This is a genomic window from Corallococcus sp. BB11-1, assembly GCF_026626625.1.
In the GTDB taxonomy this organism is placed as follows: domain Bacteria; phylum Myxococcota; class Myxococcia; order Myxococcales; family Myxococcaceae; genus Corallococcus; species Corallococcus soli.
In genome coordinates this window covers 39,204-59,937 of the sequence record NZ_JAPNJY010000024.1, presented here as the reverse complement: position 1 = coordinate 59,937, position 20,734 = coordinate 39,204, and the positions used below count along the sequence as shown (strand labels likewise).

The following is a 20,734-nucleotide window of genomic DNA, read 5'->3' as shown; positions in this document are numbered from 1 at the left end:
TTAGAAGAGCATCGAGAAGCCAGCGTAGAAGCTGACGTTGTTGAGGACGTCCGACGAGGGCTCGGCCACCAGGTCGCGGCCGAGGATGATGTCCTCGCGGTAGTTCTTCTTCGTGTCCGGATCGACGCCGTCGAACTTGGCGACCTTGCAGCTGCTGCTCAGCGCCAGGCCGTCGAAGGGCTGGTTCGCGGCCCGGGCGGCCTCCAGCGCCTCGAAGTCACCCAGGTTGCAGCCGTCCACCTTGTCCACGCGCGCGGTGTAGATGAGGTCGCGGACCTCCAGGCGGAGGGCGTAGGACTCGCCGAACTGCACGCGGAAGCCGCCGCCCACCTCGCCCAGGAACTTGTTGCCCGTGTCGCCGAAGCGCGCGGGCACGTCGTACGTCTGCCCGTCCACCTCGTTGGCCACCTTGGGGCGGATGAGGTGCCGCGTCTTGCCCACGCCCGCGCCGCCGGACAGCACCACGCTGAACTGCGCCAGCGAGTTGTTGAAGAAGGCGAACTTGCCATAGAGCGGCGTCACCTCCACGCCCGCGTGCGCGCCCCACTGGAGCAGCAGCGAGGACGCGGCCTGCGCCTGCTCGCGCACCTTGTCGATGAGCTCCAGGTTGAAGTCGCTCTCGTCGGAGTACCAGTTGTACTGGCCGCCCACCTGGAGGGCGAAGTTCTCCTGCAGGTGGTAGACGTAGTGCAGCGCGGTGCCCACGTGGTTGGTGAACTTGCCGTTCACCTGGACGACGCCGGGGTACAGCACCAGCTCGTGCTTGCCCTCGTCCGCGAAGCGCTTCTTCTGGACGATGTGGACGTTCACGTTCGGGTTGTAGAGCGGCGCGCCGTTCACCAGCCGCTGCTGCCGCGCGTCCGTCGTGCGCGGGGCCTCGCCGGTCTCCGGCGACTCCAGCACCGGGGCATCCGCCGGCACGGTGCCGGACGTGGGGCCCGGGGCGGGAGCGGGCGTGTCGCTCGCGTCGTCCGCGTCAGCGGGTTCGGTGCCGGGAGCCGCCGCGGGCGGCGCCGTCGGGCGCTCGGGGGCGGCCTGGGGCACCGCGGGCGCTTCCCGCTGGGTGCGCGAGCGCTCGGGAGGTTCGGCGGGTGAAGGGGTGGGAGCAGTCGTCTCCGGGCCCTGGGAGACGGGCGTCCCGGGGGCGGCCTGCGGCTGCGCCGGGGCGGCACCTTGCGCGAACGCGAGGGCTGGCACCGCGGCGACGAGGAGCGCGATGGAACGGAAGGGTCGCATAGGGAAGGGTCAGAACGAGAAGGTGTAGCCGAGGTCGAACTGCACCAGGTGCGTGAGGCCCGGGCTGCCGGCGGGCTCGCCGGTGGGATTGCCGGCCTCCCAGTCGTCGCGCAGCAGGTTCACGCGGTAGCTGTCCTTGAAGATCCAGTCGCGCAGCTCCAGCCGGATGCCGTGCCGCGCGTTGACGAAGAAGCGGAAGCCCAGCGCCGCGGACACCACCGGCGCCACGCGCGACTCCTTCACCCAGTAGTTCTCCGTGGCGCTGCCCCGGTCGTCCACGGCCGTGCGGTTGTCACAGACGCCCGCGGCCCGGTCCACCACCTGGGTGCACTGGATGACCGACTCGCGCTTGAGGTTGCCCAGCCCGCCGCCCACCCAGAGGTAGGTCTGGAAGTGCACCGGGACGTCCGCCACCAGGCTGATCTTCCCGTAGATGGGGGCCCACCGCGCGCCGATGACACCGTGCAGGTTCATCCGCCACAGGTCCTCCAGCTCGTCCGTGACGCGCTTGTCCTCGCGATCCAGGAAGGACTCGGAGATGGAGCGCGCCAGGCCCGTGTGGCGGCTGGCGGCGTAGCCCGCGCGCGCCTCCAGCGCGAACGTGTCGAACAGGTTGTAGGCGAGGCCGACGTTGAAGAAGTAGTGCGCCGTCAGGTGCGTCTGCACCGGCAGGCCCACGGACAGGGACAGCTCCGGATGCCCCGCGGGCTTGTAGAGACGGTTGCGGACGACCGCGGAGTCCAGGACGCCGTCTTCCTGTGCGGCGGCGCCGAGCGCCGTCAGCGTGATGCACAGCGCTGCGAAGACGCGAAGCGTGCGTGCGTTCATATCTCCTGCCCGGCCCGGGGGTGGGCCGTTGGGTAGACCGGCGGCGCGTTCCGTCTGGCTGCGACGGCGAGGCCCCGGCGTGGGACAGCCATGTGAGCACGGCGCCCCTTCACCGCAAGCGGAACCCAACGACCGTCGGTAAAGTTTTCGCCCTTTGCCCCCAGGGAGACCAGCACTCAACGTTTCAACGCACACCGCGCGGACCCGGTGCCGGAAACGACGAACGCCCCGCCCGGAACCCGAAGGTGCCGGAGGCGGGGCGTCGAAGGAGGGCGCGCGGTGAAGCGCGCCCGTACGTCAGCCGCAGGAGACTAGCGCGCGGCCTTGTGCGCGGCGCGCATCGCGACCTTGATGCTGGGGCGCACGATGACGATGCCGTCGTTGTGGCCGGCGACCGTGCCCTTGACGAGCACGAGGCCCTTCTCCACGTCCACGTCCACCACCGTCAGGTTCTGGGTGGTGTTGCGCTCGACGCCGTAGTGACCCGGCATCTTCTTGTTCGGGTACGTACGGCCGGGCGTCTTACGCTGACCGATGGCGCCCGGGTGACGCTGATACTCGTGCGTACCGTGCGTCTTCGTCTGCGAACCCTTGAAGCTCCAACGGCGCATGACGCCGGAGAAGCCGCGGCCCTTGGTGACGCCCGTGACGTCCACCAGCTCGCCCTTGGCGAACATGTCCGCCTTGACGGCGTCGCCCACGTTGAACGCGGCGGCCTCTTCGGCCGTGACGCGGAACTCACGCAGGTGCCGGCGCGGGGTCGCGCTGGCCTTCTTGAAGAAGCCGAGCTGCGGCTTGTTCAGGAGCTTCTCGCGGATCTCGCCGAAGCCCACGGTCACCGCGGAGTACTGATCCTTCTCCGGGGTGCGCTTGCCGACAACCAGACAGGTGTTGACGTCGATGACCGTCACCGGAACGAGGTTGCCCTCGTCGTTGAACACCTGGGTCATGCCGATCTTCTTGCCAATCAGACCCTTCACGTCGTCCTCACAGCGAGCGCCCGTGGCGCCGAAAGCTCAATAAATTCAATGAACTGGCCTACACGCGTGCCCGCGGCCGCCAGGAAGCGGCGCAAGATAGCAAACACACTCCCCACGTCAAGCACCAAGGGCGTGTGCAACCCCCTACTGCGCGCGATCCAGCCGGGGGTAGAAGGAGGCGAGCTGTTCCTCCTTGATGCGCTGGGCATACACCTCTTCGCCCAGCAGGAACAACGCCTGATCCAGATAATCTTCCGCGCCCTTCGTCTCCTCCTCCTTGGCGGCGATGGCCTGATCCAGCTCCGCCATCCGCTCGTCATGGGTGCGCTTCTGCTCGGCGGCGGCGTCCTCCAGCTCGATCAGCCGCTTGTGGGCCAGGATGCCGGCCGCGCCGGGCTGGCCGGGGGTGGGGGTGAGGGCGGTGGCCAGCTGGGCCTCCCAGTCCTCCACCTCACGGGCCAGGCGCATCTGCGCGATGCGGTTCTTCTTGAGGTTCTGCCGGGCGGCGTCCAGCTTCACGGGGTCCTGGGTGGTCATCTCCAGGTCCGCGAGCTTGGCTTCAATCTTCCTCAGGCCGGCGATGGCGTAGCGCAGGTCGGCGCGGCGGGTGTCGAGCGTCTTGCGAAGCCCCTTCACCTTGCCTTCCACGGCGTCCACGGCCCGCTTGAAGCGACCGGTGATCTCCTTCTGGGCCGCGCACTCGTCCTCGTGCTGCGCGAGGGAGTCCTGGTACGCGATGTCCTCGTCGTTCATCTCCGCTTCCAGGATCGCCAGCTCCTCCCGGCGCGCCTCCAGCACCTCTTCGGCGCGGTAGACGCGTTCCATGGAGCGGGGACAGTTCGGCTTGCCCGGGAGGATGTCCCGGGCGAGGTCGCCGAGCTGGAAGATGAGATCGTTGTAGCTCTCCTTCGCCATGGGCGGATTCATACGCCCAAGACGCCAGGACTGTCACCGGCCGAGCACGTCTTCCGCCGTGCCCGGCCCGTTCTGACGGCCTCCGCTCAGGAGTCCGCGGGCGCCGCGACAGCCTGGGATTCCCGCCGCACCGCCGCCATGGCCCCCTCGGCCAGGGCGAGCAGCTCCCGGGCCCGGTCCTGCTCCTCGGTGCGGTTGAGCTCGCAGACCCAGGCGGACGACAGGTCCGCGTGCTGGCGGGCCATCTCCGCGGTCGTCTCATAGCGCGCGGCGGACGCCCGGGCGAAGGCCCCTTCCCGGCGCAGCTCCAGCACCGTGTCCGGATCCAGGTCGATCTCCTCCGGGGGCACCGGCAGCGGTCCCCGTCCCAGCGCCGCCAGACGGGCCAGCAGCCGGGACGCATGGGCCCGGCAGAACGCGGCCAGCACCATCAGCCGCGCTCGCACGCGAGCGTCGTTCATGCGTTCCGCCAGCCCCGTCATGCGACGGGCCGACACCACTTCCGCCTCCCACGCGGCGGCCAGTGCAGCGGCCAGCCGGGTATGCCTCGCGCCCATCAGCGTCCCTCCCCCACCCTCATCAACCCCAAGCTAGGAACGCACGCCGATGAATTCAACCGGCCCCACGAGCAACCATCCAGTACAACCCGATCCCCGCGAGGCCGATGGACGACACGCGCATCACCCTCGAGTGCAGACGGGGCCTGCGCTGAACGATTCGCAGCACGGGCACCAGGAAGGCCATCACCACCGCCTGCCCCACCTCCACGCCCAGGTTGAAGCCCAGGAGCCCCGGCACCATCGCCTCCTCCAGCCCGTAGCCACGCAGCCCGCTCGCGAACCCCAGGCCGTGCACCAGGCCGAACAGGAAGGTGAGCCCCGCGCGGTGTCCATGCCGCTTCAGCACCAGGTTCTCCAGCGCCATGTAGACGAGCGACGCGGCGATGGCGGCCTCCGCCCACCGCGTGCCCCGCGCCTCCAGCGTCACCCAGCCGAGCGCCGTCAGCCCCAGCGTCAGTGAGTGCGCCAGCGTGAAGGACGTCACCAGCGCGAGCATCCGCCGGAACGAGCCGCCCACCAGCAGCACGGCGACCAGGAACAGGAGGTGATCCACGCCCTCCAGGATGTGCCGCACGCCCAGGCCCACCCAGCCCGCGAAGCCACCCGCCGCGCCCTCCGGGCCCTCCAGTGACAGCGTGGGGTGCTCCCGGTCCGCGAAGCCCGCGCCTGGCGAGGCGCCGTCATCCCGGAGCCCCGCGCGGATCATCCGGTAGCCCGCGGGCAGCTCGTCGAGCACGCCGAACGTCTGCTGGAGCGTCCCCGGGGGACAGCGGAAGTCCGCGTGCAGCTCCACGCGCGGGCCCGCATCCCAGCTCGCGCGCGAGGCCTCGAGGACGCACGCCGCTCCCCCCGCGGACAGCGGCACGCGGCGCCAGACACGCGCCTCCAGGTCCGCGCGCCGGGCCTCCAGGAAGGAGGAGCGCGCCGCCGCCGGGTCGGACCCGGGGGGCAGGTCGGGCAGCAGCCGGCGGAGCGTGTCGGGGTTCAGCGTGAGCGTTTCGCGCACGCGCTCCGGGGACGCGTCATCGCGGACGGCCCGCACGGAGATGAGATCCGCCTCGTGGGCGTGGACGGCGCCAGGCCCCAGCAGGGCCAGGGCCGTCAGCGCCACCTGGACGGCAGGGGCCAGCTTCATCGCGACCGCGAGCCTGCCCTCCGCGCGCCCCGGCCGTCCACTGCCGGGTTCGCGACGAAGCGAGGGCCTTCGCGGCCGGCGCGGCTATTCCTGCACGAACTCCAGGTTCACCTGCCGGCGTCCGCTCAGCCCGCCGTGGTGCGCGCCGCAGCGCGGACAGACGAGGGGCGCGTCCCAGTCCCACGACGCCTGCACCTCCTCACCGCAGCAGAGCATGGGCAGCGTGCGCAGCACCTCTTCATCCGGCGGCAGCGGCCGGGGCAGCGGCTCCGGCGGCACCGACACGAAGGTGGGGTGCGGATTCTGCGACAGCGTGCGCTGCACGTACGCGAGCTGTTCGTAGCGCACGTGGTTGGCCCACGAGCGCGCCATCCGCTCCACGTGGGCGGATTGATCCGGCGTGAGCCACGCATCCGGCAGCGCGCGGTGACCGCAGTACAGGCAGTGCCACGCGGGCAGCTCCTCCGCCGTGTACGCCTCGTGGACGTTCTCGAAGGGGAAGTAGCCCGCCAGCAGCCGCTGCAGCATCCCCGGATCATGCCGGTTCGGGCGCGTCTTGAAGTTGCGCTGGCAGCGGGGACATTCGCGCCGCACGAAGCCCGCCTTGTCGCGCGGCAGCTCCAACCACGCCATGTCCAGCTCCGGCACGTTCACGCCAGCCCCCGGCGGCGGCCCAGCGACGCGACGGCCAGCACGAAGGCGACGACGGCGAACAGCAGGAGCAGGTGGACCCACTGCCCCTCCGTCGAACCGGTGATCAGCCCCATCACCCACAACACCATCAGAATGATGCCCATGGTCCAGTACACGCCACGCCTCCCGCCACACAGGGCCCACGATTGGAACGAGGCGCAACCTAGGAACGCGGTCCCCTCGCGGCAACAGGGGGAGCTTTGTGCAGCCTCAGGTTGGGAAACAAACTTCCCTCTCCGGGCATTTTTTCAGGCCGGGCGCGGCGCGCCGGGACCGTTCCGGAGCCGCTCTATAAGGATCTTGAAGGGAGCAGAGCACACGCAACGTACGCTGGCACGTTGCCTGCTTAGCCGCTGGGTGTGGGCGAGTCAGCGGGCGCGGGCAGTCGGGCGCCAGGGGAGGGCGAGATGCGGGGTTGGACGGTGGCGGTGGCGGCGGCGGTGGTGCTGGTGGGGACGGGCGCAGGGGCTTTCCCGGTGCAGGTGCCGGTGGGTGCGCAGGGGGAGGCACCGGACGTGGCGGCCCTGAGGGCGGAGCTGGCGCAGAAGGACGCGCAGCTCAAGGCGGCGCTGGCCCGGCTCCAGACGTACGAGGACGAAGCGGACTACCTCCGCGCGGAGCAGATGGGCGTCGTGGAGGCCGTGCGCGCCTCCGGCCTCCCCGAGCGGCAGCAGCGCCGGCTGGCGGTCTCCATTGTTCGCGAGGCGGAGCGCAACAACCTGGATCCGATGCTGGTGGTGGCGCTGATCCGCTGCGAGTCCTCCTTCAACAACTACGCGGTGTCCGGGGTCGGGGCCATGGGCCTCATGCAGGTGATGCCGGACACGGGCAAGTACCTGGCGGACAAGGCGGGCTTCAAGCTGGGCCGGCAGACCAACCTCTTCGACTTCGAGACCAACGTGAACCTGGGCACGGCGTACCTGGCGGAGCTCATCGGCCGGTTCGGCTCCGTGGAGAGCGCGCTCGTCGCCTACAACGCGGGCCCCACCACCGCCCGGAAGATCCTGGCCAAGAAGGAGAACCGGGTGAAGTTCATGGCCGGCTATCCCGCCAAGGTCGTGAAGGAGTTCCAGAAGCTGAAGGCCCAGCAGGAGCGCGCGGTGACCCTGCGTGCTACCCAGCCGACGGAAGGCCGCAAGGGTTGACCGCTGCGTGACATGCGCTTCGCCCGTTGCACAACACTCGGGCGGAAGTTGCACGCCTGCCACTGACCAGGACGCCCGCGAAGGTGCAGTGTTCGGCTCCGGCTGTGCACCCCCACGGGTCACCTTGGGAAAGCCGGACCCCACACGGGGTCCGGGATGTGCTTCAGCCGCCCATCACCTTCGCAGGCGGCACACAGGTGCACACCTCAGCGGGAGCGCGGAACATGTCAGGGCTTCAGATTCTTCGGGAAGAGGCGGCGGGACGGGTCACCCTGCGCCTGGAAGGAACGTTGGACGGACGCACGGCGCAGGAGCTGAGCCTGTCGCTGCGCTCCCTGGGCCAGAGCGAGGTCGTCCTGGACTTCGCGCACCTGCGTGAGTTCAAGGACAGCGCGGTGGGGGTGCTCACCCACGGCCTGAAGGAGAGCGCGGTGCAGATGCGCGGTCTGGCCACGCACCACGAGCGGATGTTCCGCTACTTCGGCGTGCTGTCCTCGCCGACGACGAACCGGGCGTACTACACGCCCGAGGACATCCTCTCCGCCTAGGAAGCAAGCGCCTCCGGGCGGCCCGCGCTCCCAGGAAGCCCCCGCGCAAGCAGGCGGGCTCCGATCGCGATGGCGCCGCCCTGGAGGGTATGCCGGCGCGGGGCCGCCTGGGTTAGAGTCCGCCCAGGATGACCCAGCCCGCCCGCGCCCTCGGTCCTGCTCCCTCCCCTGCTTCCGCACGCGCGGTGATGGAGCGGCTCGCCGCCCAGCTTGGCCGCGCCGTGCAGGGCAAGCCCGTGGAGGTCCAGCGCGTCGTCACCTGCATGGTGGCGGGCGGCCACCTGCTCCTGGAGGACATGCCGGGCGTGGGCAAGACGACGCTGGCCGAAGCCCTGGCCCGCGCGTGCGCCCTGTCCTTCTCCCGCATCCAGTTCACCGCGGACCTGCTGCCGGCGGACATCCTGGGCGCGCAGGTGTTCCACGCGCAGACGGCCACCTTCTCCTTCCGTCCCGGGCCGCTGTTCCGGCAGCTGGTGCTGGCGGACGAGCTCAACCGCGCCCCGCCGCGCACCCAGTCCGCCCTGCTGGAGGGCATGGCCCAGGGGCAGGTGTCGCTGGACGGTGAGACGCACCCCCTGCCCTCCCCCTTCACCGTGGTGGCCACCCAGAACCCGGTGGACTTCTCCGGCACCTACCCCCTGCCGGACTCGCAGCTGGATCGCTTCCTCGTGCGCCTGTCCCTGGGCCACCCGGCGCCGGACGTGGAGGCGCGCCTGCTCACCACGCGCGGCGCGGCGTCCCCCCTGGCGTCGGTGGAGGCGGTGACGGGGCCGGAGGAGCTGGCGTCGCTGCGGGACTTCGCCGCGGAGGTGAAGCTGGACGCGTCGGTGGCGGACTACGTGGTGCGGCTGGCCCGGGCCACGCGCGAGCACGGCGACCTGGAGCGCGGCGCGTCCACCCGCGCGGTGCTGGCGCTGGGCTCCGCCGCCCGGGCCCAGGCCCTGTGGGAGGGGCGCGACTTCGTCACCCCCGGCGACGTGCGCGCGATGCTGGTGCCCTGCTGGGCGCACCGGGTGCTCCTGCGCAGCGCGGTGCAGGGCGTGTCCGCGCGCGACGAGGCGGCGCACCTGGTGGAGGAGCTGTCCCGCAAGGTGGCGGCGCCCCGGTGAAGGCCCCCGCCCGCCCCCCCTTCCGGGCGCGGCTGCGCGCCTTCTTCCGCCCACCGCGCACGCTGTCGGTGACGAAGACGGGCCGCACCTATCTGGTGGTGACGTTCGGCGTGGGGCTGGGGGCGCTCAACACCGGCAACAACCTGCTGTACCTGCTGCTGGGCCTGCTGCTCAGCATGGTGGTGGTGTCCGGCGTGCTGTCGGAGCGCTGCCTGCGCGACCTGACGGTGCGCCGGGTGGGCGCCGACGCGGCCTTCGCGCGCGAGCCCTTCCCCTACCGCTGGGCGGTGTCGCGCAAGGCGGGGCATGGCTTCGCGCTGGTGCTGTCGGAGGACCTGTCGCCGCTCGTCGGCACGGGCCGGGTGGGCCACCTGCCGGCGGGCAGGGAGCTCGTCGTCCGGGCGGACCTGGCCGCGCCGCGCCGGGGCCCGGTGCGCCTGTCCGGCGTGCGCGTCACCACCACGTGGCCCCTGGGCCTGTTCGCCAAGACGCGGGTGTTCTCCCTGGAGGGCACGCTGCTCGTGTACCCGCGCCGGGGCTACGCCTGCCGTGAGCCGGGGCCCGCAGAGACCGGCCCCCAGGGCGAGACGGGCAGCCCGCGCCACCATGACGGCACCGGCGACGTGGCGGGCCTCCGGGAGCTGGCGCCGGGTGAAGACGCGCGCCGCATCCACTGGAAGAAGAGCGCCGCGGCGGGCCGCCTCCTCAAGGTGGAGCGCGAGCGCGAGGAGCGCCGCACCTGGAGGCTGTCGCTGGACGCGGGCCTCACGGGTGAGGCGCTGGAGCGCCGCTGCGAGGAGGTCGCCGCGCAGGCGCACCAGTTGCTCGACGCGGGCCACGAGGTGGGGCTCCAGCTTCCGGAGCACACGCTGCGTCCGGCGGCGGGCGCGTCGCAGGAGCGGCGCATCCTCCAGGCGCTCGCCTGGGTGGGCTTCGAGGACGTGGACGCCAGCACGAAGCAGGAGGCGGCGTGAAGCGCCCGCTGCGGCTGCGGCTGGTGCTGCGCGACCTGGGCGCGGGCGCGGCCTTCGGGGCCATGGCCGTGTCCGGGCAGCTCCCGGTGTGGGTGCTGGCGGTGTTCCTGCTGGCGCTGGTGTTGGCGCTTTGCGACGTGCGGCTCGTGGCGCGGCATGCCCGGCTGTCCGCGCTGCTGCTGCTCATCGCGGCCGTGCTGCTGGGCCTGCGGATGACGTCCGGCGCGATGAACGCGGTGGTGGTCGCGTGCGCCTTCGCGGGCCTCATCTCCGCGCAGCGGCTGCTCTCCACGCCGGACAACGCCTCCGACGGCCAGACGCACCTGACGGGCCTGTTGATGGTGGCCGGCGGCGCGGCGCTGTCGGGCGACATGACGTACGCGCTCTGCCTCATCGCCTTCGGGGTGCTGGCCAGCCTGTCGCTGGCGCTGGGCGTGGTGGAGGCGGCGGTGCCGGACGGCGAACCGGTGCCGGTGCGCGCGGTGCTGCTGCCCCTGTCGGGGGGCGTGACGTTCGCGGTGGCGGGCGCCATCGCCTTCTTCGTCCTCTTCCCCCGCCTCAACTGGTCCATGGTGGGCCCGCGCTCGTCGCCGGGGTTCGGCGCGGCCAGCAGCGCGGGCTTCTCCAACACGGTGCGGCTGGGCGGCGCGGGCACCATCAAGAGCAACCCGCGCGTGGTGTTGCGCGCCACGCTCACGCCCGACCCGGGCCGCGACGCCCTGGACGCCTACTGGGTGGGCCGCACCTACGACACCTTCGACGGCCAGGAGTGGACCAACGTCGTCGGGGCCCAGCGCACCGAGCGGCAGATCACCCTGCGCCCCGCCAGCGACACGCTGCTGCACCAGCGCGTGGAGCTGCTGCCCGCCTACGGGGGCCGCACGCTGGTGGCGCTGGAGTCCCCGTCGCGGCTGGGCAACGCCGTGGCCCTCACCCAGAGCGGGACCCGCGCCAGCACCGTCCAGTTGCACGGCGGGGGCGAGGTGCGCTTCAGCATCACCGCGCCCGCGTACACGTACGAAGCCTACAGCCTGCCCCCGGACGCGAAGGCCGGGGCGGCCTCCGGCCTCCTGTCCGAGGAGCGCGATCAGCTCCTGGCCCTGCCCGAACACCTGGACCCCCGCGTGGCCCAGCTCGCCGCGAGCGTCCTCAACGGCGAGCGGGAGCCGCTGGCCGCGGCGCGCAAGCTCGTCAACCACCTGCAGCGCGCCTACGCGTACACGCTGGACCAGGGGGGCACGTCGGAGGATCCGCTCGCCGACTTCCTCTTCGTGCGCAAGGCCGGTCACTGTGAGCACTTCGCCACCGCGCTCACGGTGCTCCTGCGCACGCAGGGCATCTCCGCGCGGCTGGCCACGGGCTTCTTCGGCGGGACGCGGATGGACGGCGGCTACCTGGTGCGCGCCGGTGATGCCCACGCGTGGACGCACGTCTTCGTGCCGGGGCGCGGCTTCGTCACGGTGGATGCCACCCCGCCCTCGCACCGCACCAGCCAGGGCTTCGTCCTCCTGGAGAAGCTGCTCGCCTTCTATGAAGCGGTGGAGGGGCGCTGGCGCGACTCCGTCGTCGACTACTCGTTCCGCGACCAGTTCGAGCTGGCGAGCAAGCTGGTGCGCCCGCCGCGCCGTCCCGCGGAGGGCCCCTCCACCCCCAGCCGCCTGCCCCCCGCACGAGCGTGGGTGACGGCCGCCGTGGTGGCCTTCCTCGTCTGGCGCGTGGGCCGCCTCGTCGCCCGCTGGCCGCGCCGCGCCGTGCGCCTGGAAGCCACGCGCTTCCTGGACCGGGTGGACGCGCTGCTCGCCCGCGCCCACGTCCCTCGCCACGAAGGCGAGTCGCTGGAGGAGCTGACGCCGCGACTGGCCCGCGAGGGCCACCCGCTGGCCCTGGCGCTCACGCCCCTCACCCGCCGCTACCTGGAAGCCCGCTTCGGCGGCCGGGAGCTGCGCGAGGGAGAGGCCGAGCACCTGCTGAAGACGCTCGGCCGCGCGCTGGAGGCGGAGGCGGCCCGCCAGGGCGTGAAGCCAGCCGAGCAGGCAGGCCCTACCGCCCGCGCCTCCTGAGCGGAACGGAAGTGCCCTCCGGAAGGAAGCGGCCTTCCCTTGTCGGTCGCTCCCCCTCCCCAGGGACGGCCGGGCCTGACCGAAATGCCAACGCCCGCGCCATGCGCGGCCATTAAGCGTTTCCGCGAACCCCAACCGAGGGCGCGCCACGGTGACGCGCGTCCAGGGCCGGCAGACGTGCACTTCCTACCCTCCCAGACCCGCGGATTTCCTCCGGTGGCCGGGTAACGGTTACAGACCGCCCTCCCATGGCGCCGCCCTGCGTCCGTTAACCCCTTGGAGACACACGCGAATACATCCGACCGCGGTTGGCATCCCGGTTGCTCAAGGCAGAGCACGTCAAGTTGTAGGACTTGAACCCAGAGCACCTTTCAAACGCCTCCCTCCGTAGGAGGCCCAGATTCGGAGAATCCATCCATGCAGGCCTCGACCGAGCAGTCGTCCAATTCCGGCTCCCTGGCGATGTATCTCTCGGAGATCAACCAGTACAACCTCCTGAAGGTGGAGGAGGAGCAGGAGCTGGCGCGCCGCTTCATCAAGGGGGACCTGGCAGCGGGCCACCGCCTGGTGACGGCCAACCTCCGCTTCGTGGTGAAGGTCTCCTACGAGTACCGCTCCTACGGCATCAAGATGTCCGACCTCATCCAGGAGGGGAACATCGGCCTGATGAAGGCGGTGCAGAAGTTCGACCCGGACAAGGGCATCCGGCTCATCTCCTACGCGGTGTGGTGGATCCGCGCGTACATCCAGAACTACATCCTGAAGAGCTGGTCGCTCGTGAAGCTTGGGACCACGCAGGCGCAGCGCAAGCTGTTCTTCAGTCTGGCGCGCACCCGCCGCGAGTTGGAGAAGCTGGGCAGCGGCGACGCGGTGGTGAACGTGGATGAGATTGCCCGCAAGCTGCACGTCAAGCCGGGCGAGGTCCGTGAGATGGAGCAGCGCATGGGCGGCCGCGACCTGTCCCTGGACGCGCCCATGGGCGAGGACGGCGGCAACAGCCACGTGGACTTCGTGGTGAGCGCCGCGGCGCCCCAGGACGACGAGTTCGCGGACAAGGAGGAAGCGGGCCTCATCAACAACCGCGTGCGCACCGCGCTCATGCGCCTGGATCCCCGCGAGCGCTTCATCATCGAGCAGCGCGTGATGAACGAGCGCCCCATGACGCTCAAGGAGCTGGGCGAGCACTTCGGCTTCTCGCGCGAGCGCGCGCGCCAGCTGGAGATCCGCGCCAAGGACAAGCTCAAGTCGGAGCTGGCCGCGCTGATGGCGGAGGTGGATCCGGAGACCCTCGCCGCGCAGGGCTGACGCAGCCTGACAGCGGGCCGCTGTCCCATGCCGCCCCGCCGCCCCTGCTCCGGGCGCGCGGGGCGCGCGTGTTTCCAGGGGCACGGGTGTTTTCGCGCGCGGCCGGGGAGCCTGCTAGAAGGGGCGCCTGGTTCCCTGTCAGGAGTGCCTGCGTGTCTCACGCTTCCCCGCCGGTCGTCGATGATCGCGTTCCCCTCGCGGGGGCGCATGGCCCTGCCCCGCACAAACCCTATGTGCCGCCGGAGCAGTCGCCCGCCGAGCTGACGATCCGCGGGCTGGTGCTCGGGTCGGTGCTGGGCATCGTGTTCGCGGCGTCGTCCGTGTACCTGGCCATCAAGGTGGGCCTCACGGTGTCCGCGTCCATCCCGGTGGCGGTGCTCTCCATCGCCATCTTCCGGGCCCTGGGCCGCTCCAGCATCCTGGAGAACACCATCGTCCAGACGACGGGCTCCGCGGGTGAGTCGCTCGCGTTCGGCGTGGCGGCGGCGCTGCCCGCGCTGCTCATCCTGGGCTACGACATCAGCCTCACGCACGCCTTCCTCACCGCGGCCCTGGGCGGCGTGCTGGGCATCCTGATGATGATCCCCCTGCGACAGGGCCTCATCGTCCAGGAGCACGGCAGGCTCACCTACCCGGAGGGCACCGCGAGCGCGGACGTGCTCATCGTCGGCGAGCAGGGCGGCACCAACGCGCGCACGGTCATCCTGGGTTTCATCATCGGTGGCGTCTACAAGTTCGCCTACTCCGGGATGAAGCTCTTCAAGGAGGCCATCGGCATGCCCATCAAGGGGCTCAAGGCCGCGACGCTCTCCACGGAGGTGTCCCCGGAGCTGTTGGGCGTGGGCTACATCATCGGGCCGCGCGTCGCGTCCATCACCTTCGCGGGCGGCGTGCTCAGCTACCTCATCCTCATCCCGATGATCGCCTTCTTCGGCGGCGGCATGGACACGCCGCTGCTCGTGCACAACGGCCAGCTCATCCGGGACATGTCGCCGGATCAGATCCGCAACGCGTACGTGCTCTACATCGGCGCGGGCGCGGTGGCGACGGGCGGCCTCATCAGCCTCATCCGCTCCCTGCCCACCATCGTGGGCGCCTTCAAGCGCAGCGTGGAGACCCTGCGCGCCTCTCGCACCCAGGGGCCGCTGCCCACGGTGCTGCGCACGGACCAGGACCTGCCCATCACGGTGGTGCTGGTGGGCAGCGCGCTGCTCATCCTGGCCATCTGGCTGGCGCCCCCGCTGCACGTGAACTTCATCTCCGCCATCCTCATCGTCATCTTCGGCTTCTTCTTCGTGACGGTGAGCGCGCGCATCACCGGTGAGATTGGCAGCTCCTCCAACCCCATCTCCGGCATGGTGGTGGCCACGCTGCTGGTGACGTGCCTCGTGTACCTGCTGTTCGGCTGGACGTCGTCGCCGGACCGGTTCATGGCCCTCACCACGGCGGCCATCGTGGGCATCGCGGCGTCCAACGGCGGCACCACCGCGCAGGACCTGAAGACGGCCTACCTGGTCGGCGGCACGCCCAAGAAGCAGCAGATCGCCCTCTTCGTCGGCGTGCTCACCAGCGCGATGTTCATCGGCCTGGTGCTGGTGCTGCTCAACCAGGGCGCCACCGCGGTCATCCCGGAGCCGCACCCCGGCGTGCAGGTGACGGAGATGTCCACCGACACGCGCACCCAGCACACGTACCGCTGGGAGGTGTCCCAGGACGCGCTCGCCCAGCGCGGCATGACGCCGGCGCTCCTCAAGCGCTCGCTGTGGGCGGAGCGCCTGGACATGGTGCCCGTGGACGGCGCGCTGGAGCTGCGCAGCTGGCGGCCCATCCCCGCCACGGAGCTCGCGGGGATGACGCTGTCGTCGGCCACGGGGCCGTCGCTGAAGCTGTCGGACGCGGGGCCCGTCACCGCGGGGCCGGAGCGCGTCTACAAGGAAGGCTTCGTGCGCGGCGCGGACACGCCGGTGCCCGCGGGCCGCTACCTCGTGGATGACGCGGGCAGCATCCAGTACGTGGTGGACCCGGGCATCGGCGGGCGCATCAGCGAGTACGAGGGCCAGACGCTCACCCGCTACTCGGCGCCCAAGGCGCAGCTGTTCGCGCTCATCATCGACGGCATCCTCACGCAGCGGCTGCCGTGGGACCTGGTGCTGCTGGGCGTCTTCATCGCGCTGATGCTGGAGCTGTGCGGCGTGTCGTCGCTGCCCTTCGCGGTGGGCGTGTACCTGCCCATCAGCAGCAGCGCCCCCATCTTCGTGGGCGGCATGGTGCGCCACTTCGTGGACAAGCTGCGCGGCGGCAGCGCGGCGGAGTCGGAGTTCTCCCCCGGCACGCTGATGTCCTCGGGCTACATCGCCGGTGGTTCCATCGCGGGCGTGCTCATCGCCTTCCTGGAGATCGCCAGCGACGGCACCTGGACGCGCGCCATCAACCTGCCCGCCCTCTTCGGCCACGAGGGGGCCATTGGAGGCTTCCTCAACGCCGTGGGCGAGAGCGAGCTGGCGCACCCCACCTGGTCCAACGTCTGGGGCCTGGTGTTCTTCGCCGGCCTCACCGCCGTGCTGTTCCGCTCCGCCCTCAAGGGCAAGAGCGGCGCGGAAGCCCCGCCGCCGTCCCCCTGAGCCAGGTCCGGACGCCCTCCCCGCGCACCTCGCGCGGGAGGGCCGCTACAGCCCGGGCACCGAGGCGGGGACCTCCTCCCCGCCTCCCACGCCCTCCGGCCCCTGCGCGCAGACGTACTCGGTGCGCAGCGGGGCCACGATGCCGAAGGTGACGGCGTAGACGAGGGGGCTCCACCACGGCCAGTACACGTCCACCCGCGACAGGCCGTGCCGGCACTCGCCCGCGGCCACGTCGGACGTCGTCAGCCCCCCCACGAAGCTCGCCCCCATGCGCCCCGCCGGAGCCCCGTCGCGCGGGGCCGGGCTTCGCACGCTCATGCGGAAGCACCCCGTCAGGGACGTGAGGACGAGCACGGACAGGACCAGTCGCTTCATGGGTGGCACCTCCAGGAAAACGGGGCCCCTGGCGTAACACACCGGGGATTCCCCGCCAGTCCGCCTTCTGTTGCCCAGGTGTCACGCCAAGCCCCCGGATTCTGGGCGGTTCCGGGATTGGGAGCCGGCCCTGGACGGGAGTAGGATGGACGCCTCCCATGGCCCAGCCCCAGAAAGTCACGGACGCGAACGCGAGCGCCGAGGCGGAGCAGTCCCCCGAGGTCCGCGAGAAGGTGGAGCTTGCGCGCACGTTCGCGTTCCACCTGCTCAAGGGCATCAAGCAGATCGGCATGTACCGCCACAACGAGGCGCGCTTCCCGGAGTTCCTCGCCAAGGCGCAGGAAGCCATCTCCGCATACACGGAGAAGTTCGGCCCGCTGTCGTTGAAGGTGGAGCAGCAGAACTTCACCCTGCACAACGAGGCGCTCTTCACCGAGGAGTCGTCGCTCCCCTACAAGTTCTTCCGCGACGGCATCCGCCAGCTCATCTTCCGCCCCGGGCTGCCGCTGGAGGAGCTGGTCACGCTCACGCTCATCGCGCTGTCGGAGCCGGAGCGCGGCGCGGAGGACGTGCTCGCGCAGCTGTGGCGCGCGGGCATGCAGCAGGTGGAGTACGTCGTGGTGGAAGGCTTCTCCATGGAGGGCGCCAACGAGGACGAGGTCCAGGTGGAGGTGGACAAGGTGGTGGGCTACCTCTACTCCCGCCTCCAGACGAACTCGGATGACTTCCTGCGCTTCGCGCGCGTGTCCGCGGAGGACCTGGACGCGAAGCTGGACGGCGTGGAGCAGATCCGCGGCCTCGTCGTGGGCGGCCGGCACGCGTCGGACGAGCTGAAGGCCCGGCTGCAGAAGGACATCACGGAGGAGGAGAACGCGCGCCTGTTCCCCAAGCTGGTGGGCGCGGTGTTCCAGGTGGTGGAAGGCGGCGTGGACGACGCGGCGCTGCTGGAGGAGATCTTCCTGCAGCTGCTGGACATGCTGCTGCTCCAGGACGACTTCGGCACGGTGAACCAGATCGTCCTCAAGCTGCGCGCGCTGTCCCAGCGCCCGGAAGGCGGCGACGACCTGGCGCGCCTCCTGGCGTCGTTCCTCCACAAGATGGGCGAGGAGCAGCGCCTGAGCCGGGTGGGTGAGTCGCTCAAGACGACGCGCGCGAAGCAGCCGCAGGACGTGACGCGCTACCTGCAGGCGCTGGGCGTGGACTCGGTGCTGCCCCTGCTCAACGTGCTGGAGACGATTGAACTGCCGGAGAACCGCGCGCTCCTGTGCGACGTGCTGAGCGGCTTCGCGCGCGACCTGCCGGAGCCCTTCGTGGCGCGCCTGCTGTCGGACCGGCCGCAGACGGTGCGCGACATGGTCTACATCCTGGAGAAGAGCAACCACCCGGACCGGGTGAAGATGTTCGCCCAGGTGCTCAAGAGCCCCAACCTCGTCGTCAAGCTGGAGGTGATGCAGATCATCGGGCGCGGCCGCACGGCCGAGTCACGGCGCATCATCCTGGACGCGCTCAACGACAGCGTCTCCCAGGTGCGCATGCTGGCCGCGAAGCTGCTGCCGGAGTTTGATCGGGACAAGGCGTTCCCGGACCTGGTGAAGCTGGTGAGGGATCCGGGCTGGGACAAGAAGACGTCGGATGAGAAGGCCGCGGTGTACGCGGCCATCGGGTCCACCAACCTGCCCGCCGCGCTGTCCATGATGCAGCAGCTGCTGGCGGTGAAGCCGTCGCTGCTGAACAAGCGCCGGGTGATGGAGGACAAGTTCCTGGCCATCCACGGCCTGGGCGGCGCGGGCTCCATCCAGTCCTACAAGTTGTTGCAGGCCGTGGTGGAGGACAAGGCGCAGCCGCTGGACGTCCTCACCGCCGCCCGCAAGGCGATGTATCAGACGCGCAAGGCCCTCTTCGGGGACTCGGCGCTTCCGGAAGAGACGACGTGACGCCATGGCCGACAACCTGAAGATCAGCCACAACCAGGAAGAGAACGTCAACGAGTACGGCCGCGAGCACAACGAGAAGCTCCAGGGCCTGTCGCGCTCCATGCTCGCGGGCCTCTACATGCTCGTGCGCTCCGTGAAGATGTACGACCCGGAGAACGCCGTCTTCGAAAAGCCGCTGCACCAGCTCCAGGACATCATCAACCAGATCATCGGCAAGGAAGGCCGGCTGGAGCTGGCGGGCGTCAAGGACTCCTTCTACCTGAACGGCATGCTGGTGAAGGTGGACCTGAACTCCATCGAGAACCAGCGCTACCTGCTGTCGGAGATGCGCGCCAAGGACGTGGGCGGCATCACGCTGACCAAGCCCGTCACCGTGCAGGAGCTGAAGAACTTCGTCTGGATCTTCAGCAAGGAGCAGTCCACCGCCTCGGAGGAGGACGGGCTCGCGGGGCGCAAGCTGCTCAACATGCGCGTGGCGAAGTTCTCCAAGCTCAAGGAGAAGCTGAACAAGGACATGGACAACCCGGGCGACCAGAAGGTCGACCGCAAGAAGTACGCGATGACCGTGTACGCCCGGGCGGTGTTCTTCCTGCAGAAGTACCTGGAGTCGGTGCGCGCGGGGAAGCCCATCGGTTCGTCACGGGCGCTGCGGCTGGTGCAGGACTTCGTGGACATCTCCTACGATCAGCGCACGCACTTCCTGGGCATGACGACGCAGAAGCGCGAGGACGACTACCTCGTCTACCACCAGGTGAACGTCGCGCTCATGTGCATCGTGTTCGGCGCGGAGCTGGGCCTGACGAAGCCGCAGCTTCGCGACCTGGGCTACATCGCCCTCTTCCACGACGCGGGCATGACGACGCTGCCGGAGGAGCTGTCCACCAAGCGCGGCGCGCTCACCGCGGAGGAGAAGGTCACCGTGGCCCGGGCGCCCCTCATCAGCGTGCGCAACATCCTGATGGAGAAGGGCTTCAGCCGCTCCACCCTGCTGCGCGTGGTGACGACGTTCGAGCACAAGACGGACTACGGCACCGCGGTGCGCGACGCGCGCGGCAACATCCAGATGATCATCCCCAAGACGAACCTGGGGGTGTACGCGAAGCTCATCGCCATCTGCGACGCCTACGACGCGCTCACCTCGCGCCGGCCCTACCGGGACGCGTACGGCCCGGAGGTCGCGCTGATGCTGATGTGGACGGAGATGCGCCAGAAGTTCGACCCGGAGCTGCTGTCCGTCTTCATGCGGGTGATGGCCATCCAGCCCATCAAGGTGCTCTCCCGCCGCCAGCAGCAGATCAGCGTTTCCGGTCTCTAGTCGCCTTCGCCGGGGCCTTCTTCGCGGCGGGAGGCCCGGCGGGGACGCCCGCCTCCCGCAGCAGGCCCAGCGCCTTCGTGAAGTCCTCCGGCAGGGGGGCCTCCAGCGACAGCGGCTTGTGGGTGCGCGGGTGCTCGAAGGCGAGCCGCCACGCGTGCAGCGCCTGACGGCCCAGCAGCGCCTGGGCGTCCGCCACCGCGCCCTTCGCCTTGCGGCCCGCGCCGTAGAGCGCGTCGCAGAGCAGCGGGTGGCCGGCCTCCGCCAGGTGCACGCGGATCTGATGCGTGCGGCCGGTGAGCAGGTCCACCTCCACCAGGGCGGCGCCCTCGAAGGCCTCGCGCACGCGGTACAGGGTGACAGCGGGCTTGCCCTCCTTCACCTTGCCGGTGAAGCGCTGGCGGTGGATGGGGTGGCGGCCGTACAGCGTCTCGATGCGGCCTTCGGCCTGCGGCACGCCGTGCACCAGCGCGAGGTACGTCTTCTGGACCTCGCGCGTCTTGAAGGACTTCTGGAGCGCCACCAGGGCCTGCTCGTGCTTGGCGACGACGAGGCAGCCGGTGGTGTCCTTGTCCAGCCGGTGGACGATGCCCGGGCGCAGCTCCCCACCCACGCCGGCCAGGTCCTTCACGCGGTGCAGGAGCGCGTTGACCAGCGTGCCGGAGGCGTGGCCCGCGCCGGGGTGCACCACCATGCCGGCGGCCTTGTCCACGACGACGAGGTCGCGGTCCTCGTGCAGCAAGGACAGGGGCAGCGCTTCGGCCTGGGGGATGGCGGCGACGGGCGCGGGGATGTGGACGGAGAGCCGTTCCCCTCCGCGCAGGCGCTGGGCCACCTTGCCGGGCTTGCCGTCGGACAGCACGTGGCCGTCGGCGATGAGGCCCTGGAGGCGGGAGCGGGTGAGGTCCGGGAACGCGCGGGCCAGGTATTGATCCAGGCGCTCTCCCCGGGCTTCAGGGAGGGCGAGGTGCTCGCGCGTGTCGGGTGAGGCCACGGCGCGCGTG

General features: G+C 70.6%; 19 protein-coding genes. 9 read left to right on the top strand and 10 right to left on the bottom strand.

Going from position 1 to position 20,734, the window contains the following annotated elements:
• The 8 genes from OV207_RS19760 to OV207_RS19725 form a co-directional block, all read right to left on the bottom strand.
• Positions 1-1,236 (bottom strand): outer membrane beta-barrel domain-containing protein, encoded by a 1,236-nt coding sequence (locus tag OV207_RS19760; RefSeq protein WP_193429942.1) that lies wholly within the window; start codon positions 1,234-1,236, stop codon positions 1-3.
• Positions 1,237-1,245: 9 nt separating this feature from the next.
• Positions 1,246-2,064 (bottom strand): outer membrane beta-barrel domain-containing protein, encoded by an 819-nt coding sequence (locus tag OV207_RS19755; RefSeq protein ID WP_193429943.1) that lies wholly within the window; start codon positions 2,062-2,064, stop codon positions 1,246-1,248.
• A 311-nt stretch (positions 2,065-2,375) separates the two neighbouring features.
• Positions 2,376-3,044: a 50S ribosomal protein L3 gene (gene rplC / locus OV207_RS19750; protein ID WP_193429944.1), complete on the bottom strand. Its 669-nt coding sequence runs from the start codon at positions 3,042-3,044 to the stop codon at positions 2,376-2,378.
• Between the two features lie 144 nt (positions 3,045-3,188).
• On the bottom strand, positions 3,189-3,959 hold the full coding sequence (locus OV207_RS19745) for a hypothetical protein (RefSeq protein ID WP_267556688.1): 771 nt from the start codon (positions 3,957-3,959) through the stop codon (positions 3,189-3,191).
• Positions 3,960-4,045: 86 nt separating this feature from the next.
• Complete coding sequence (locus tag OV207_RS19740; protein ID WP_120533964.1) at positions 4,046-4,516, bottom strand: hypothetical protein; 471 nt, start codon at positions 4,514-4,516, stop codon at positions 4,046-4,048.
• Positions 4,517-4,571: 55 nt separating this feature from the next.
• Positions 4,572-5,654 (bottom strand): HupE/UreJ family protein, encoded by a 1,083-nt coding sequence (locus OV207_RS19735; RefSeq protein WP_267556687.1) that lies wholly within the window; start codon positions 5,652-5,654, stop codon positions 4,572-4,574.
• Positions 5,655-5,738: 84 nt separating this feature from the next.
• Positions 5,739-6,308: a hypothetical protein gene (locus OV207_RS19730; protein ID WP_267556686.1), complete on the bottom strand. Its 570-nt coding sequence runs from the start codon at positions 6,306-6,308 to the stop codon at positions 5,739-5,741.
• The gene (locus tag OV207_RS19725; RefSeq protein ID WP_193429947.1) at positions 6,305-6,463 is read right to left on the bottom strand and encodes a lmo0937 family membrane protein; all 159 of its coding nucleotides are present in this window, start codon (positions 6,461-6,463) and stop codon (positions 6,305-6,307) included. The genes OV207_RS19730 and OV207_RS19725 overlap by 4 nt, the downstream gene beginning before the upstream one ends.
• 291 nt (positions 6,464-6,754) lie before the next feature.
• On the opposite strand from OV207_RS19725, the gene OV207_RS19720 reads away from it, so the two are divergent.
• From OV207_RS19720 to OV207_RS19690, 7 genes are all read left to right on the top strand, one after another.
• Positions 6,755-7,492, top strand: a complete 738-nt coding sequence (locus OV207_RS19720) for a lytic transglycosylase domain-containing protein (RefSeq protein WP_267556685.1) — start codon at positions 6,755-6,757, stop codon at positions 7,490-7,492.
• A gap of 224 nt (positions 7,493-7,716) precedes the next feature.
• Positions 7,717-8,040: an STAS domain-containing protein gene (locus OV207_RS19715; protein WP_267556684.1), complete on the top strand. Its 324-nt coding sequence runs from the start codon at positions 7,717-7,719 to the stop codon at positions 8,038-8,040.
• 128 nt (positions 8,041-8,168) lie between these two features.
• Positions 8,169-9,149: an AAA family ATPase gene (locus tag OV207_RS19710; protein ID WP_193429950.1), complete on the top strand. Its 981-nt coding sequence runs from the start codon at positions 8,169-8,171 to the stop codon at positions 9,147-9,149.
• The gene (locus OV207_RS19705; RefSeq protein ID WP_267556683.1) at positions 9,146-10,123 is read left to right on the top strand and encodes a DUF58 domain-containing protein; all 978 of its coding nucleotides are present in this window, start codon (positions 9,146-9,148) and stop codon (positions 10,121-10,123) included. Before OV207_RS19710 ends, OV207_RS19705 begins: the two co-directional genes overlap by 4 nt.
• On the top strand, positions 10,120-12,183 hold the full coding sequence (locus OV207_RS19700) for a transglutaminase TgpA family protein (protein ID WP_267556682.1): 2,064 nt from the start codon (positions 10,120-10,122) through the stop codon (positions 12,181-12,183). Before OV207_RS19705 ends, OV207_RS19700 begins: the two co-directional genes overlap by 4 nt.
• Before the next feature lie 417 nt (positions 12,184-12,600).
• On the top strand, positions 12,601-13,488 hold the full coding sequence (locus tag OV207_RS19695) for an RNA polymerase factor sigma-32 (protein ID WP_120532981.1): 888 nt from the start codon (positions 12,601-12,603) through the stop codon (positions 13,486-13,488).
• A gap of 152 nt (positions 13,489-13,640) precedes the next feature.
• Positions 13,641-16,109, top strand: coding sequence for an OPT family oligopeptide transporter (locus OV207_RS19690; RefSeq protein WP_267556681.1), 2,469 nt, complete (start codon positions 13,641-13,643; stop codon positions 16,107-16,109).
• A gap of 45 nt (positions 16,110-16,154) precedes the next feature.
• Here the strand turns inward: OV207_RS19690 and OV207_RS19685 are convergent, their stop codons facing one another.
• A complete protein-coding gene (locus OV207_RS19685; protein ID WP_267556680.1) occupies positions 16,155-16,484 on the bottom strand; it encodes a hypothetical protein in 330 nt (109 codons plus the stop codon).
• Between the two features lie 158 nt (positions 16,485-16,642).
• On the opposite strand from OV207_RS19685, the gene OV207_RS19680 reads away from it, so the two are divergent.
• Positions 16,643-18,418 (top strand): HEAT repeat domain-containing protein, encoded by a 1,776-nt coding sequence (locus OV207_RS19680; protein ID WP_267556679.1) that lies wholly within the window; start codon positions 16,643-16,645, stop codon positions 18,416-18,418.
• 4 nt (positions 18,419-18,422) lie between these two features.
• Positions 18,423-19,733, top strand: a complete 1,311-nt coding sequence (locus tag OV207_RS19675; protein ID WP_193429956.1) for an HD-GYP domain-containing protein — start codon at positions 18,423-18,425, stop codon at positions 19,731-19,733.
• Here OV207_RS19675 and OV207_RS19670 read toward each other — a convergent pair.
• A complete protein-coding gene (locus tag OV207_RS19670) occupies positions 19,714-20,724 on the bottom strand; it encodes an RluA family pseudouridine synthase (RefSeq protein ID WP_267556678.1) in 1,011 nt (336 codons plus the stop codon). The two genes, OV207_RS19675 and OV207_RS19670, sit on opposite strands and share 20 nt — an antisense overlap.
• Positions 20,725-20,734: the final 10 nt, after the last annotated feature.

Excerpts from the sequence above, each read along its gene's own strand:
- OV207_RS19760 (WP_193429942.1), bottom strand. The coding sequence starts at position 1,236 with ATGCGACCCTTCCGTTCCATCGCGCTCCTCGTCGCCGCGGTGCCAGCC.
- OV207_RS19755 (WP_193429943.1), bottom strand. The coding sequence starts at position 2,064 with ATGAACGCACGCACGCTTCGCGTCTTCGCAGCGCTGTGCATCACGCTG.
- OV207_RS19745 (WP_267556688.1), bottom strand. The coding sequence starts at position 3,959 with ATGGCGAAGGAGAGCTACAACGATCTCATCTTCCAGCTCGGCGACCTC.
- OV207_RS19740 (WP_120533964.1), bottom strand. The coding sequence starts at position 4,516 with ATGGGCGCGAGGCATACCCGGCTGGCCGCTGCACTGGCCGCCGCGTGG.
- OV207_RS19735 (WP_267556687.1), bottom strand. The coding sequence starts at position 5,654 with ATGAAGCTGGCCCCTGCCGTCCAGGTGGCGCTGACGGCCCTGGCCCTG.
- OV207_RS19720 (WP_267556685.1), top strand. The coding sequence starts at position 6,755 with ATGCGGGGTTGGACGGTGGCGGTGGCGGCGGCGGTGGTGCTGGTGGGG.
- OV207_RS19715 (WP_267556684.1), top strand. The coding sequence starts at position 7,717 with ATGTCAGGGCTTCAGATTCTTCGGGAAGAGGCGGCGGGACGGGTCACC.
- OV207_RS19710 (WP_193429950.1), top strand. The coding sequence starts at position 8,169 with ATGACCCAGCCCGCCCGCGCCCTCGGTCCTGCTCCCTCCCCTGCTTCC.
- OV207_RS19695 (WP_120532981.1), top strand. The coding sequence starts at position 12,601 with ATGCAGGCCTCGACCGAGCAGTCGTCCAATTCCGGCTCCCTGGCGATG.
- OV207_RS19685 (WP_267556680.1), bottom strand. The coding sequence starts at position 16,484 with ATGAAGCGACTGGTCCTGTCCGTGCTCGTCCTCACGTCCCTGACGGGG.
- OV207_RS19680 (WP_267556679.1), top strand. The coding sequence starts at position 16,643 with ATGGCCCAGCCCCAGAAAGTCACGGACGCGAACGCGAGCGCCGAGGCG.
- OV207_RS19675 (WP_193429956.1), top strand. The coding sequence starts at position 18,423 with ATGGCCGACAACCTGAAGATCAGCCACAACCAGGAAGAGAACGTCAAC.